This is a genomic window from Sphingomonas sp. P4_D12 (assembly GCF_056401895.1).
Map to the genome: position 1 here is coordinate 1 of NZ_JBFUIL010000010.1, position 13,724 is coordinate 13,724.

Below are 13,724 nucleotides of genomic sequence, written 5' to 3' on the forward strand. Positions count from 1 at the left end.
ATTGCGCCCGGCCGCGACGTGCCGACGACACAACCGGGGGGTAAATGGTACCTCGTCAATGGCAGTTCCTATGCGGTCGCGCATGTCAGCGGGCTGATCGCGCTGGTGCGCCAGTCCAGCGGTCGCGCGACACGGATCGCGCTGAACCGTATGGCGGGCGGCGCGATCGACGCCTGCGCGACCCTGGTCGGGACATCGCCGGCCTGTGATTGCTCGTGCGCGATCGACCACCGGCTCGCGGGGAAGCCGCGCTGACGGCGAGCGCGGGCTGGAGTTTCTGACGCACCGCTTAAATCTTGCGACGGGCGCGGTATCACCCGCCGGCTCAGACTCTAACTGCTTCCCCGAACCGCCAATTGCACGGGAACGAACGCCTTTCCGGTTCCGCCCGCCGGTTCTGTCGGTCCGAACAGCGCCTCGACCAACATCTCGCCCGCGCTTGCCACGTCCTGTTCGATCGTCGTCAGCGCTGGCGTGGATTGGCGCGCGCCGAAACCACCGTCGAAGCCGACAATCGCGACGTCCGCGGGAATGCGGATGCCCGCTTCCTGCAAGCCGCGCATGATGCCCGAGGCAAGCGTATCCGACGCCGCGAACACGGCGTCGATCGGGGAGGTTATTGCCAGCAATTGCGCGGCCGCCGCTTCTCCCTGCGCGTGGCGGTCGTCGATCGGCGGTGCCGTCGCCTCGATCGGGGTCAGGCCGTGTTTCGCCAGCACATCGAGATACCCCTGCCGCCGCAAGCGAAACGCCTGATGTGCCTCCCAGCCGGGTCCAACGAACGCGATCCGCCGGCGGCCGGCACCTATCAAATGCTCGACCGCCAGCACGCCCGCCGCATGATTGTCGGCGCGGACGATCGGTAGAGAGTCATCCGGCGCGCCCCAGGCGACGAGGTTGCTGCCGGCCTGCCGCGCGCGGGCGAAATAGTCCCAGGCCGAGCGGTTCGCGGCGGTGCCAATCACGATCAGGCCGTCGGCTTCGCGCCGTTGTTCGAAGTCGCTGCGCAGCGAGTCCGACGTGCTCTGATACGATAGCAGGATACCCATGCCGCGCCGCGCCGCCGCCGCCTCGACCGCGCCCAATATGTCGAAATAGAAGGGATTGAGCGCGCGCCGCTCGAGTTCCGATGACGTCAACAGAACCACCGCCACCGTCCCGACCGCACCGCCGCGGAGCCTGACCGCCCGGCTGTCGGGGCGATAGCCGAGCTCTGCCGCCGCGCGGGCGACGCGGTCGCGCGTCTCGGCCGTGATCGAGGCGTCACCGCGCAAGGCGCGCGACACGGTCGATTGCGACACCTGGGCAAGCGATGCGACGTCGAACGAGGTAGGGCGATGCGCCCGCTCGCTGGTCCTCTCCTCGTCGAATTCGGTTTGCATCGGGATGCAATTATCGACGTTGCCGGCGGACCTGTCTCTAAAATTCGACCTCGCGCGATCAGAAGCGCAAGCAATGGTGGCGAGGGGGAGCGCCAGTATGCCGCGTCCGCTAGCGGACGCCGGTCAGCCGATAGCCCACGCCGGGCTCATTGGTGATCAGCCGCGGTCGCGCGGGGTCGGCTTCCAGTTTCTGGCGCAGGTTGCGCACGACGATGCGCAGATAATCGACATGGTCCTCATGCGCCGGGCCCCAGACCGTGCGCAGCAGCTGGCGATGTCCGATCACGCGGTCGGGCCGCCTGGCGAGTTCGGCGAGAACGTCATATTCCTTGGGGGAGAGATGGACCTCCTCGCTCGCTCGGCGGACACGGCGGCGCTCGAGGTCGATTTCGACGTCGCCGGTGGTCACTGTCGTCTGCCCCGTCTCGCCGGCAACGCGGTGGCGCAGCGCCGTGCGGACTCGCGCGAGCAATTCCTCGGTATCGAACGGCTTGGTCAGATAGTCGTCCGCGCCGAGGTCGAGCGCGGCGACCTTTTCCGCCGTTTCGCCGCGTGCGGAGACGACGATGACTGTGGCGCCGATGCGAGCCCGGAAAAGCTGGATCAGTTCGAGCCCGTCGCGATCGGGTAGCCCGAGGTCGAGCAACACGACCTCGGGCTTGTCGATATCGGCGGCCGTCAGCGCTTCACGCGCGGTCGCCGCTTCGGTCACCGCATAGCCTGAACGCTCGATCGCGACGCGCAGGAGGCGGCGGATATGCGCGTCGTCCTCGACGATCAGGATCCGGGGCTGGGCGGCCATTTAGGGTGCAGACCGGTTACCAATGAGGTCGAGATGGAGACGAAAAAGGCTGCTGGGAGAGAGGACGCGCAGCCAGATAGCGGTGTCTATCTGGCAAGCGTCCGACCGCTCCAGCGGCCTTTTTCGTCCCACCGCTTCGCGGCAGCCATGTCCGGGCGCTGTGGCGCGTCGGAGCGCTCGAACGGGGGAAAACCCCCGTTCTTCGCACTCCTCCTCCCACAGCATCCCGGACATGGCTGTCTCGATCCTCATTGGTAATCGGTCTGCACCCTAGCAACGTTACGGGCGCGGCGCGATCCGGTCGAGGGCAAGATTGAGGGCAAGGACGTTGACGCGTGGCTCGCCGAGGAATCCGAGCAAGGGATAGGCAGTGTTGTCGGCGACGACCTGGCGCAGCTTGGCGGGGTCGATCCCGCGCGCCTTGGCGACGCGCGACACCTGGAACAAAGCCGCCTCGGGGCTGATATCGGGATCGAGCCCCGAGGCGGAGGCCGTCACCAGATCGGCGGGTACATTGGAACCTGGTGCGGGAGCGGATGCCTTGGCCGACGCGATGTCGGCTTTGACGCGGTCGACGAGCGCCTGGCTGGTCGGGCCGAGATTGGAGCCGGACGAGGCGGTGGCGTCATAGCCATTCTTGCCCGCGGCCGAGGGGCGGCCGTGGAAATAGCGGTCCGAGGTGAAGCCCTGGCCGATCAGCGACGAGCCGATGATAGTGCCCTTGGCATCGCGGATCAGGCTGCCGTTTGCGGCGCCGGGGGCGATCAGCTGACCGACTCCGGTGATCGCGGCGGGATAGGCGAGGCCGAGCAGGGCGGCGAACAGCAAGGTCAGCACGAGGGCTGGGCGGAGGGCGGTGGTGAAATCCTTGAGCATGTCTTTCTTCCTTTCTAGCCCCTCCCCTTCAGGGGAGGGGTTGGGGTGGGGCAGTGCCGCGGGCAATGTGCTCTGCGAGGCATCCCCCACCCCCAACCCCTCCCCTGAAGGGGAGGGGCTTTGTTGCGGCTAGGCTAGCCCCAGCCCGCCCACCGCCAGGTCGATCAGCTTGATCCCGACGAACGGCGCGAGCAGGCCGCCGAGGCCGTAGACGGCAAGGTTGCGCGCGAGCAGCGGCCCGGCGCCGATCGCTCGATATTTGACGCCCTTCAGCGCCAGCGGGACTAAACACGGGATGATCAGCGCGTTGAAGATGATCGCCGACAGGATCGCCGAGCGCGGGCTGCCGAGCCCCATCACGTTGAGCACGCCGAGCCCCGGATAGAGCACGACGAACATCGCCGGAATGATCGCGAAATATTTGGCGACATCGTTGGCGACCGAGAAAGTGGTCAGTGCGCCCCGAGTCATCAGCAGCTGTTTTCCCAGCCCGACGATCTCGATCAGCTTGGTCGGGTCGCTGTCGAGGTCGACCATGTTGCCGGCTTCTCGTGCCGCCTGCGTGCCGGTGTTCATCGCCACCCCGACATCGGCCTGCGCCAGAGCAGGGGCGTCGTTGGTGCCATCGCCGCACATTGCGACCAGCTTGCCGCCGGTCTGTTCGGTGCGGATCAGCGCCAATTTGTCCTCGGGTGTCGCCTCGGCGAGGAAGTCGTCGACGCCAGCTTCGGCGGCGATCGCGGCGGCGGTCAGCGGGTTGTCGCCGGTGATCATCACCGTGCGGATCCCCATGCGGCGCAGCTCGGCGAAACGGTCGCGGACGCCCGCCTTGACCACGTCCTTGAGCGCCACCGCACCCAGCAGCCGGCCGTTGCGGACCACGGCGAGCGGGGTCATGCCACCGCGCGCAATCTCGTCGGTGGTACGCTTGATCTCGACCGCACCCGCAGTGTCGGCGCCGAGCATCCTGAGGATCGAATCGACCGCGCCCTTCAACACCTTGTCGTCGCCGACCTTGACGCCGGAGCTGCGCGTCTGCGCGGTGAAGGGGATGATCTCGGCGTCTGCCGGCAAGGTGGTGGCGAGCGCGAACTTCTCGCGAGCGAGCGTGACGATCGAGCGGCCTTCGGGCGTCTCGTCGGCCAGGCTGGCGACCATCGCCGCCTCGGCCAGCGTCTTTACATCGACGCCGGTCAGCGGGCGGAATTCGCTCGCCTGGCGGTCGCCGATCGTGATCGTGCCGGTCTTGTCGAGCAGCAGGGTATCGACGTCGCCCGCCGCTTCGACCGCGCGGCCCGATTTGGCGAGCACGTTGAAGCGGATCAGGCGGTCCATCCCCGCGATACCGATCGCCGACAGCAAGGCGGCGATGGTGGTCGGGATCAGCGTGATCAGCAGCGCCGCGAGGATCGCGACGGGCACGCTGCCACCGGCATAGCTGGCGAAACCGGGGATCGTGCCGACCGCGATCAGGAAGATGATCGTCAGGCCGACGAGCAGGATGGTGAGCGCGATCTCGTTCGGCGTCTTCTGCCGCTCTGCGCCTTCGACCAAAGCGATCATGCGGTCGAGGAAGCCCTGGCCGGGCTCCTGCGTCACCCGGACCTTGATCCGGTCGGAGATGACGCGGGTACCCGCGGTCACCGCCGAGCGATCACCGCCCGCCTCGCGGATGACGGGAGCGGATTCGCCAGTGATCGCGGCTTCGTTGACGCTGGCGACGCCCTCGACCACTTCGCCGTCGGCCGGGATCAGATCGCCGGTCTCGACCAGAACCATCTCGCCCTTCTGGAGGCGCCAGGCCTCGACCATGCCCCAGGTGTCGCCAACGCCGGTCAGGCGCTTGGCCTGGAGCTCCGACTTGGTGGCGCGCAAGGATGCGGCCTGGGCGCGACCCCGACCTTCGGCCAGCGCTTCGGCGAAGGTGCCGAACAGCACCGTCAGCCACAGCCAGACGATCAGCTGAAGCTGGAAGCCGACGGGCAGCTGCTCACCGCCAAGCGCGAGCAGGACGGTCAGCAGCAGCGCGATCACCGCGGTGGTGAACAGCACCGGGTTCTTGATCAGCTGGCGCGGATCGAGCTTCTTGAAGGAGTCGCCGATCGCCGGGACGACCAGATTCGCTGAGAACATCGAGGTAGCGGTTGTCATCTTGGGTTACTCTCAGAAGAGCTGGCCGTGGATCATCGCGAGATGATCGGCGATCGGTCCGAGCGCGAGGCTCGGCAGGAAGGTGAGACCGCCCAGGATCAGGATGATCCCGACGAGCAGCCCGACCCACAGGCCGCCGGTGGTCGGGAACGATCCCGCGCCGGCCGGCGTGTATTTCTTGGCCGCCAGGCTGCCGGCAATGGCGAGCACGGGGACGATCACGAAGAACCGTCCGACCCACATCGCGACCCCGAGCAGGCCGTTATACCAGGGCGTGCCCGCCGTCAGGCCGGCGAAGGCGGAGCCATTGTTCCCGGTCGCCGAACTGAACGCGTAGAGGATCTCGGTGAAGCCGTGCGGTCCCTTGTTGAGCGGGCCCGCGAGGCCGTCGGGCATCACCGCCGACAATGCGGTGAACCCCAGGATCGACAACGGCAGCACGGCAATCGCCAGCACCGCGAGCTTGACCTCGCGCGCTTCGATCTTCTTGCCGACATATTCGGGCGTGCGGCCGACCATCAGCCCGGCGACGAACACCGCCAGGATCGCGAACAGCAGGAAGCCGTACATCCCCGAGCCGACCCCGCCGACGACGATCTCGCCCAACTGCATGTTGAACAGCGGGATCAGGCCGCCCAACGCGGTCAGGCTGTCATGCATCGCGTTCACCGCGCCGCACGAGGCGGCAGTGGTGACCGCGGTGAACAAGGCGCTGGCGGGGGTACCGAAGCGGACTTCCTTGCCTTCCATGTTCGCGCCCGCGAGGCCGAGATGATGGAGGACCGGGTTACCCGCGGCTTCCTGCCAATAGACGACGATTGTGCCGGCGAGGAACAGGATGGTCATCGCGCCGAGGATCGCCCAGCCCTGGCGCGTGTCGCCGACCGCCTTGCCGAACGTGTACGTGAGGCCGACGCCGATCGCGAAGATCGACAGCATCTGCACCAAATTGGTCAGCGCCGAGGGATTCTCGAACGGATGCGCCGAATTGGCGTTGAAGAAGCCGCCACCATTGGTGCCGAGCATCTTGATTGCTTCCTGGCTGGCGACCGGACCCATCGTGATCGTCTGCTTGACGCCTTCCAGCGTGGTCGCGTCGACCGACATGGCGAAGGTCTGCGGCACGCCGCTCAGCACGAAATAGAGCGCATAGACGACGCAGATCGGCAGCAGCAGATAGAGCGTGATCCGGGTGATATCGGCCCAGAAATTGCCGATACCGGGCGACGCGGTGCCGCCCGGCGCCGGGTTGGGGGAGGGGCGCCGGGCGAACCCGCGGAACAGCGCGAAGGCGATGGCGATGCCGGTCGCCGCGCTGAGGAAATTGTGGATCGTCAGCGCCATCATCTGGCTGAGGTTCGACATGGTCGATTCACCGACATACCATTGCCAATTGGTGTTGGTGACGAAGGCGATGGCGGTGTTCATCGAGCCATCCGCGCCGACCCCGGGCAGCTTGCCCTGGTTGAACGGCAGGAAGCCCTGCGCGCGCAGGATCAGATAGGTCAGCAACACCGTGATCAGCTGGAAGACCAGCATATGAACGGCGTAGCGACGCCAGCTCTGGTCGGTGTCGGGATTGATCCCCGACAGTCGGTAGAATCCGCGCTCGACCGGGCCGAGCACGACGTGAAGCGGCGTGCGCCGCCCCTCGTAAAGCGCGAACAGCCACAGCCCGATCGGCTTGGCCAATGCCGCCAGCACGGCGACGAAGAGCGCGATCAGCGCCCATCCCTGAAGCGTCATGGAAATATCCTCAGAAGCGTTCGGGCCGCACGAGAACGGCGACGAGGTAGATCAGCAGGCCGAATGCGGTCAGCCCAGCGAGCGCGAGGTGCAGGTTCATTTCAGGCGTTGTCGCACAGGCGCACGAAGGCGAGCGTCGCCAGGAACAGCCCGCCGAGTATGGCGAGCCAGATGATGTCGGGCATGATCGGCCTCCTATTGGTCGGCCGGCGAGATAGGAGGGTAGGGCATTAAGGTGCGCGGGCGAAAGCGTGGCCGCGGCATTAAGAAGCCATTAGAATCGAGCCGTCGTGACTTGCCTTATCCGCGGTTCATGCCGATCCCGTGCTCTGCTTTCGACACTGGAGTTTTGCGCACTTGCCCGACGATAATCGCCCTTCCCCCGACGCGCTGCTCCGCGCCGCGAAAGCCGAAGAGCGCGGGCGGCTGAAGATCTTCCTCGGCGCCGCGCCCGGGGTCGGCAAAACGTTCGAGATGCTGCGCGAAGGCGCCGAGCGCCAGCGCGCCGGAATCGACGTGGTGGTCGCGGTGGTCGAGACGCACGGCCGCGCCGAGACCCAGGCGCTGGTCGAACCGCTCGAGATTATCGCGCGCCGGCCGATCGACTATCAAGGGCACCAACTCGAGGAAATGGACCTGGACGCCGTGCTGGAGCGCCGGCCGCAGCTCGTCCTCGTCGACGAATTCGCCCACACCAATGCACCGGGCAGCCGTCACCCCAAGCGCTGGCAGGACGTGATGGAGCTGCTCGATGCGGGGATGGACGTCTATACCACGCTCAACGTCCAGCACGTCGATAGCCTCAACGACGTCGTTGCGAGCTTCACCCGCGTGCGGGTGCGCGAAACCGTCCCCGACAGCGTGTTCGACGGCGCCGAGGTCGAGGTGGTCGATCTGCCGCCCGACGAGCTGATCGAGCGGTTGAAAGCAGGCAAGGTTTACATTCCGGCCGAGGCGACCCGCGCGCTCGACCGCTTCTTCTCCAAGGCCAATCTGTCGGCGTTGCGCGAAATGGCGCTGCGCCGCGCGGCGCAGAGCGTCGATCAGGCACTGACCGAGCATCTCGATACCCATGCCGTGACGGGAACCTATGCCGGCGGCGAGCGCGTGCTGGTGGCGGTCAGCGAGCTGCCGGGCGCGGACACATTGGTTCGCGCCGCCAAGCGTTTGGCCGATGCGTTGAAGGCGCCATGGCAAGCGGTGTTCATCGAAACGCCGCGCGCCGCCGGGTTCGGCGAGGAGCAGCGGCGCCAGATCGCGGACATGTTGGGGCTCGCCTCCAGCCTGGGCGCGACGATCGCCACCGTACCGGCCGAAAGCGTCACCGCCGGCCTGCGCGACCAGATCGCCGAGGCACGGATCACGCAATTGGTGATCGGCAAATCGAGCCGCAGCTGGTGGTTCGCCTTGCGCCATCGCTCGGTGGTCGAAGCGATGCTGGCGACAGGCGAGGGCCTGGCAGTCCATGTCATTCCGGCCGGCGATGCGCCGCAGCGGATCAGGACCAGCGTTCCACGCGGCGACTGGAGCCTCGCGATCGACGCGTTCGTGCCGCTGTTGTTGGTGGCCATGACGACGATCCTGGCCCGGGCGGCCGAGCCGTGGATCGGACCCGGCGGGATCGACCTCATCTATCTGTTGCCGGTGATCGTGGCGTCGGCGCGCCTCGGACTGTGGCCTGGCGTGGGCACCGGCATCTTGGCGGGACTGGCCTATAATTTCTTCTTCCTGCCGCCGCTCTACACCTTCACCATCGCCGATCCGCAGAGCGTGCTGACGATGTTCGTCCTGATCGGCATCGCCACCTTCACCGCCAATCTGACCGGCCGGCTCCGAGTGCGCGCGACGATCGGTGCACGCAGCGCGCACGAGAACGCCGCGGTGGCGGGTTTCGGCCAGGCGCTGGCCCGCGCGTCGGATTGGCGGACGACAAGCGAGACGATCTGCAGCGAAGCGGCGCGGTTGCTCGGCGTGACCGTGATCCTGCTCGACCAGCGCGACGGCGAGCTCGAGTGCATCGCTTCGGCACCCGGCCCGACCCCGGAACTCGGCACGGTCGATCGCGCCGCCGCCGACTGGGCATGGAGCAGGGGCGAGGCGACCGGAGTCGGCACCGCAACCTTGGTCTCCGCCGATTGGCAGTTCCAGCCGCTCAAGACATCACTCGGCGTGCTCGGTGTCGTGGGCCTGCTCGCCGAGGATGGGGGCAACCCGGTCGGTGCGGATCGCGCGGTGCTGCTGACCACGTTGCTCGGCCAGGCTGCGTTGGCGCAGGAGCGGCTGAAGCTCGAGGATCAATTGCGCGACGTCTCGGTGCTGCGCGAGCGTGACCGGTTGCGCGCGGCATTGCTGTCGTCGATCGGACACGATCTGCGCACCCCGCTGACCTCGGTCGCCGCGTCGGTCGATGCGCTGGCGCGGCAATATCCCGACGCTGCTGCGGTGCCGCTGGCGCGCGCCGATATCGCGCGGCTGCGGCGCTTCCTCGACAATCTGCTCGACATGGTGCGGCTCGATACGGGGGCGCTGGTGATCTCCCCAGAGGCGATCGACCTGACCGACGCGGTGGCGAGTGCGGTCCACGATCTCAAAGACTTGCTGCGCGGCGTGCATATCGATTTGCAGGTGCCGGTGGACTTGCCGCTGGTCCGTGCCGACCCGACCCTGCTTCACCATGTGCTGATCAACCTGCTCGCCAATGCGGCGATCCATGGCGGCGACGGACGCGTCGCGATCATCGGCAAGCGGATGCCCGATGCCGTCTTGCTGGCGGTACGCGATCACGGTCCCGGCCTAGAGGCGGGCTCGGAAAAACGCGTTTTCGATACCTTCGCGCAGGGGCGCGGCAGCGACCGCAGCGGCGGCAGCGGTCTGGGCCTCGCCATCGCCAAGGGCTTTGCCGAAGCGATGCAGGTCGGCATCGCCGCGCGCAATCATCCCGATGGCGGCGCCGAATTCTCGCTCGCCTTCGCCGTGTAACCGGTTTTTTTCCGGCCCGGCTCTGCCGCACCTCATTTCGTCGCAAGGCCGATTGTACATCAAACCGATCGGAATAGCTTTGGGTCAGGCGCCCCCGAGTCGGAGGCGCTAACAAGAACAGAGGCGACGCGCCCGCTTGGGAGAGCTGTCATGGATCGCGACTTCGATACGTCGTTCGACAAGCCTGTTCCGATCATCGTCTCGGTCAAGGGCGATACCCAGATCGCGGCGCGATTGCAGCGCGCCGAACTCGACCTTTCCCGCTTCCACAGCGGACGTTGGGCATTGCAGCTCGACGCAGTGATGGCCAATCGCGCCGAGCCCGCCGTCATCCTGGCGCAGGGCGTGGCGTGCCTGGCGGTGGCGTGGTGGGCGCAGCTCTCGCCGCGCTCCTACCTGCGCAACATCCGCGGCGCGGTGCTATTGTCGCCGCTAAGCTATGGCTTCGGCCAGTCGGCGATCGCGCGCAATGTCCGCCTGAGTCCTGCTACCAAGCTGCCGTTCCCGTCGATCGTCGCCTGCGATCCGTCGCCCGCGGTCGAACAGGTGCTGGCGCTGGCCGACAGCTGGGGAAGCCGCTTCGTCGACGCCAGCAGTCTCATGCCCGGTCACCCGAGCAATCGCAGCGCGACCGGCACCCATGCCGAGCAAAGGCTGGTCGACTTGCTCGCGACGCTTGGCGGCGATGCTTTTACGAGTCCGGCGCCGGCGCCCATCGAACAGGAACGACTGCTCTCGCTGGTCGATTAGGGTAACGATAGTCCGGCTTTCAGACTCCCCTCCCTGCAAGGGAGGGGTTGGGGGTGGGTGCGCGCGTCTGCGCGCCCAAAAAGACTCATCGACCTACCGGCAAAACAGCGTCGGACGAGGCATCGAGCCTCGCCCGACGCTAAACCACCCCTTGATCCCCTCCCTGCAAGCAGGGAGGGAAAATTTGAACGTCGCCCCGCACTGGATTGCCAAGCTCAAAACATGTCTTGCGATACCCATCACGCAGCGGTGACAGCGGCGCGCTTCGCCCCTAACAAGGCGCGGTGACCGGGGGCGACGCCACAAGAACGCTGCGAATGATGCTGGCGATCACGCGTGCCCTGGCCGCGATGAGCCCGCGACGGACGGCGACCGCCTTGGGCCTCGCGCTTAGCGGCGCCGCGGTCGAAGGTGCAGGCCTGTTGCTGCTCGTGCCTATCCTGACTGTGGTGACGGGCGGTGGCCCCGGCTGGGTGCATCGCTATGCCGCGAAATGGGGCATTGCCGGCACCCCACACCTGATCGCGTGGATGATGATCGCCTTCATGGCGATGATGGTCGTGCGCGGGTTGGTGCTCTATGCGCGCGATCTTTCGATGCAGGCGCTCCAGGCGCGCTTCGTCGATGCCCAGCGCCTGCGCGTCCTGCGCGCGCTGGCGGTCGCGCCGTGGCGGGAAATCGCCGCACTCGACCATTCGCGGACGACGACGTTGATCGGAATCGACGTGATGCGGATTGGCGTCACGGCACAGCAGCTGATCCAGATGACTGTCGCCTTGATCTCCACGCTGGTGCAGCTTGCCGTCGTCGCCGCGCTCGCGCCCGTACTGGCGCTGATCGCGGGCGTGGCGATGGTGATCGGGGCGGTGCTGATCGCGCTCAACCAGGCGCGCAACCACAGTAGCGGCGAACTGGCGATGCGCGCGGGCCAGAACATGATGAGCAACGCCAGCAGCTTTCTGGGCGGGCTCAAGATCGCCGCCGCGCAGCAGATGCGCGATCGTTTCGTCGACGAATTTGCCGCATCGCAATCGGTCGCGCGGCGTCGGCAATTGTGGTTCCAGCGCGACCAGGCGCGGGCGCGCTTGTGGTTTACCTTGGGATCGGCGGTGGCGTTGGCGGGCGTGGTGCTCGCGGGCGTCAACCTTCTGGGCGTGCCGCCGGCGCGGCTGATCATCGTCGTCCTGGTGTTCGGGCGGATGGTGGGGCCGGCCCAGGCGATCCAGCAATCGATCCAGCAAGTCGCTTATGGCGTCCCCGCGTTCGAAGCGGTGCGCGAGGCGGAACGGCATTTCGGCGCGTTCGCGCAGGCCGAGGCCGACGTGCCACCCCGCGGACCGATCGAGCTGTCGCTCGTGACCTATCGCCATCACGGCGGCGGTGGCGTGGGCGACGCGACGCTGACCATCGCCGAAGGATCGATCACCGGGCTGACCGGCGCGAGCGGGGGCGGCAAGACCACCTTGGTCGACATCATCACCGGCCTGCTCGAACCGCAACAGGGCACGATCAGCGTCGGCGGCCGCGCGCTTGGCAGCGGCTGGGGCGGGGCGATTGCTTATGTTCCGCAGGACGGCTTCCTGTTCCATGACAGCGTGCGCCGCAATCTCGATTGGGGCGACGAGACGATCAGCGAGGAGATGATGCACGCAGCAATCGAGATGGTCGGCGCGACCGCAATCGTGGCGCGGATGCCCAGGGGGATCGATAGCATCGTCGGCGAACGGGGTGCGCTGCTGTCGGGCGGTGAACGCCAGCGCTTCGCCATCGCCCGCGCGCTGCTGCGCAAGCCGCGCCTGCTGGTGCTCGACGAGGCGACCAACGCGATCGACCAGGGCAGCGAGGGCGATTTGCTAAAGCGTCTGGCCGCACTCGACCCGCGCCCGACTATCCTGATCGTCGCGCATCGCGATTCGAGCTTGCGGCTGTGCGACACGCTGATCCGCGTCGATGACGGCGTGGCGCGGGTGGAGGGGTGACATCCTCCACATCAACGTCACGCCGGGCGTTACTCAGTGGACCCCGGCACAAGGCCGGGGTGACGGTCGAGGGCTAAGTCTAGATCGCCCCCGCGAAGGTATCGCACTGATGGTAGTCTCCGCTGTCGAGGCCGCGCTTCAGCCATGTCATCCGCTGCTGCGAGGTGCCGTGTGTGAAGCTGTCGGGGACTACGCGACCCTGCGTTTCCTTTTGCAGCGTGTCGTCGCCGATCGCCTTGGCCGCGGTCATGCCTTCCTGGAGATCGTCGGGATCCATGCGATTGCGGTTCTGCGCCGCCCACACGCCGGCGAAGCAATCGGCCTGGAGCTCGAGCATCACCGATAAGCGGTTGCCTTGGGCCTCGCTCGAGCTGCGTTGCAGCCGCGTTACGCGATCGGAAATGCCCAACAAACTCTGGATATGATGGCCGAATTCGTGCGCGATGACGTAATCCTGCGCGAAGTCGCCGGGCGCGCCGAAGCGCTGCGACAATTCCTGGAAGAAGCTGGTGTCGAGATAGATGCCCTGGTCGCCGGGGCAATAGAATGGCCCCATCGCCGATTGCGCGGCGCCGCAGCCCGACTGGCCGTTGCCCGAATAGAATACCAGCTTGGGGGCGACGAAGCGCTGACCCTGTTGCTGGAAGATCGCCGCCCAAGTCTTGTCCGCCGAACTGAAGGCATTGCACGCGACCTTGGACGACGCGTCGAGGGTGCAGCTCGACCGGACGTCGCTGCCGCCGGCGGTGCGGCTCGCTTCGGTCGGTGCGCGACTGCCGCCGGTGCTGCCGGTGTCGGCGAATTGCAGGCCGCCGCTGAACACGAAGAACAGCCCGATGACGACCGCGACGCCGAGGCAGCCGAACCGGTTGAAGATGAAGGGCAGGAAGGCGAACAGCAGTCCACCGCCCCCTCCACCGCCGCCGAATCCGCCGAAACCGCTGCCGCCCTGGCCACGCTGATCCTCGACATTGATGTTGGGATCGAAGTCGTCGAGCCGCATCGGCTGCCCCTTTTGTCGTTTTCGTCGCGTATCAAAATGCGCTCCAACGGCCATGG

10 protein-coding genes and 1 pseudogene are annotated in these 13,724 nt (G+C 66.8%); 4 read left to right on the forward strand and 7 right to left on the reverse strand.

The window, feature by feature from the left end:
* Nucleotides 1–255 (forward strand): annotated as a pseudogene (locus AC1DSD_RS18055) (S8 family peptidase); the annotation flags it as partial.
* A gap of 77 nt (nucleotides 256–332) precedes the next feature.
* Here AC1DSD_RS18055 and AC1DSD_RS18060 read toward each other — a convergent pair.
* From AC1DSD_RS18060 to kdpF, 6 genes are all read right to left on the reverse strand, one after another.
* Nucleotides 333–1,382, reverse strand: coding sequence for a LacI family DNA-binding transcriptional regulator (locus tag AC1DSD_RS18060; protein WP_478032040.1), 1,050 nt, complete (start codon nucleotides 1,380–1,382; stop codon nucleotides 333–335).
* Between the two features lie 109 nt (nucleotides 1,383–1,491).
* A complete protein-coding gene (locus AC1DSD_RS18065; RefSeq protein WP_478032041.1) occupies nucleotides 1,492–2,184 on the reverse strand; it encodes a response regulator in 693 nt (230 codons plus the stop codon).
* Nucleotides 2,185–2,463: 279 nt separating this feature from the next.
* Nucleotides 2,464–3,060 carry a potassium-transporting ATPase subunit KdpC gene (gene kdpC / locus AC1DSD_RS18070; protein WP_478032043.1) on the reverse strand — a complete coding sequence of 199 codons (597 nt, stop codon included), beginning with the start codon at nucleotides 3,058–3,060 and terminating at the stop codon, nucleotides 2,464–2,466.
* Between the two features lie 129 nt (nucleotides 3,061–3,189).
* On the reverse strand, nucleotides 3,190–5,211 hold the full coding sequence (kdpB, locus tag AC1DSD_RS18075) for a potassium-transporting ATPase subunit KdpB (protein ID WP_478032044.1): 2,022 nt from the start codon (nucleotides 5,209–5,211) through the stop codon (nucleotides 3,190–3,192).
* 12 nt (nucleotides 5,212–5,223) lie between these two features.
* A complete protein-coding gene (gene kdpA, locus AC1DSD_RS18080; RefSeq protein WP_478032045.1) occupies nucleotides 5,224–6,957 on the reverse strand; it encodes a potassium-transporting ATPase subunit KdpA in 1,734 nt (577 codons plus the stop codon).
* A gap of 10 nt (nucleotides 6,958–6,967) precedes the next feature.
* Nucleotides 6,968–7,057: a K(+)-transporting ATPase subunit F gene (gene kdpF / locus AC1DSD_RS18085; RefSeq protein WP_066809408.1), complete on the reverse strand. Its 90-nt coding sequence runs from the start codon at nucleotides 7,055–7,057 to the stop codon at nucleotides 6,968–6,970.
* Between the two features lie 257 nt (nucleotides 7,058–7,314).
* Between kdpF and AC1DSD_RS18090 the strand changes: the two genes are divergently transcribed.
* The 3 genes from AC1DSD_RS18090 (at nucleotide 7,315) to AC1DSD_RS18100 (ending at nucleotide 12,665) form a co-directional block, all read left to right on the forward strand.
* Complete coding sequence (locus tag AC1DSD_RS18090; protein ID WP_478032047.1) at nucleotides 7,315–9,936, forward strand: DUF4118 domain-containing protein; 2,622 nt, start codon at nucleotides 7,315–7,317, stop codon at nucleotides 9,934–9,936.
* 150 nt (nucleotides 9,937–10,086) lie between these two features.
* Nucleotides 10,087–10,686, forward strand: a complete 600-nt coding sequence (locus tag AC1DSD_RS18095) for an alpha/beta hydrolase (protein ID WP_478032049.1) — start codon at nucleotides 10,087–10,089, stop codon at nucleotides 10,684–10,686.
* A gap of 317 nt (nucleotides 10,687–11,003) precedes the next feature.
* Entirely contained in the window at nucleotides 11,004–12,665 is a 1,662-nt protein-coding gene (locus AC1DSD_RS18100) for an ATP-binding cassette domain-containing protein (RefSeq protein ID WP_478032051.1), read from the forward strand.
* A 79-nt stretch (nucleotides 12,666–12,744) separates the two neighbouring features.
* Here AC1DSD_RS18100 and ypfJ read toward each other — a convergent pair whose 3' ends face one another.
* Entirely contained in the window at nucleotides 12,745–13,668 is a 924-nt protein-coding gene (gene ypfJ / locus AC1DSD_RS18105; protein ID WP_478032053.1) for a KPN_02809 family neutral zinc metallopeptidase, read from the reverse strand.
* Nucleotides 13,669–13,724: the final 56 nt, after the last annotated feature.

What these genes read in the sequence shown, in the direction of transcription:
- kdpF (WP_066809408.1), bottom strand. Translation starts at nt 7,057, where the DNA reads ATGAACCTGCACCTCGCGCTCGCTGGGCTGACCGCATTCGGCCTGCTG.
- kdpC (WP_478032043.1), bottom strand. Translation starts at nt 3,060, where the DNA reads ATGCTCAAGGATTTCACCACCGCCCTCCGCCCAGCCCTCGTGCTGACC.
- kdpB (WP_478032044.1), bottom strand. Translation starts at nt 5,211, where the DNA reads ATGACAACCGCTACCTCGATGTTCTCAGCGAATCTGGTCGTCCCGGCG.
- AC1DSD_RS18100 (WP_478032051.1), top strand. Translation starts at nt 11,004, where the DNA reads ATGATGCTGGCGATCACGCGTGCCCTGGCCGCGATGAGCCCGCGACGG.
- kdpA (WP_478032045.1), bottom strand. Translation starts at nt 6,957, where the DNA reads ATGACGCTTCAGGGATGGGCGCTGATCGCGCTCTTCGTCGCCGTGCTG.
- AC1DSD_RS18060 (WP_478032040.1), bottom strand. Translation starts at nt 1,382, where the DNA reads ATGCAAACCGAATTCGACGAGGAGAGGACCAGCGAGCGGGCGCATCGC.
- AC1DSD_RS18095 (WP_478032049.1), top strand. Translation starts at nt 10,087, where the DNA reads ATGGATCGCGACTTCGATACGTCGTTCGACAAGCCTGTTCCGATCATC.
- AC1DSD_RS18065 (WP_478032041.1), bottom strand. Translation starts at nt 2,184, where the DNA reads ATGGCCGCCCAGCCCCGGATCCTGATCGTCGAGGACGACGCGCATATC.
- ypfJ (WP_478032053.1), bottom strand. Translation starts at nt 13,668, where the DNA reads ATGCGGCTCGACGACTTCGATCCCAACATCAATGTCGAGGATCAGCGT.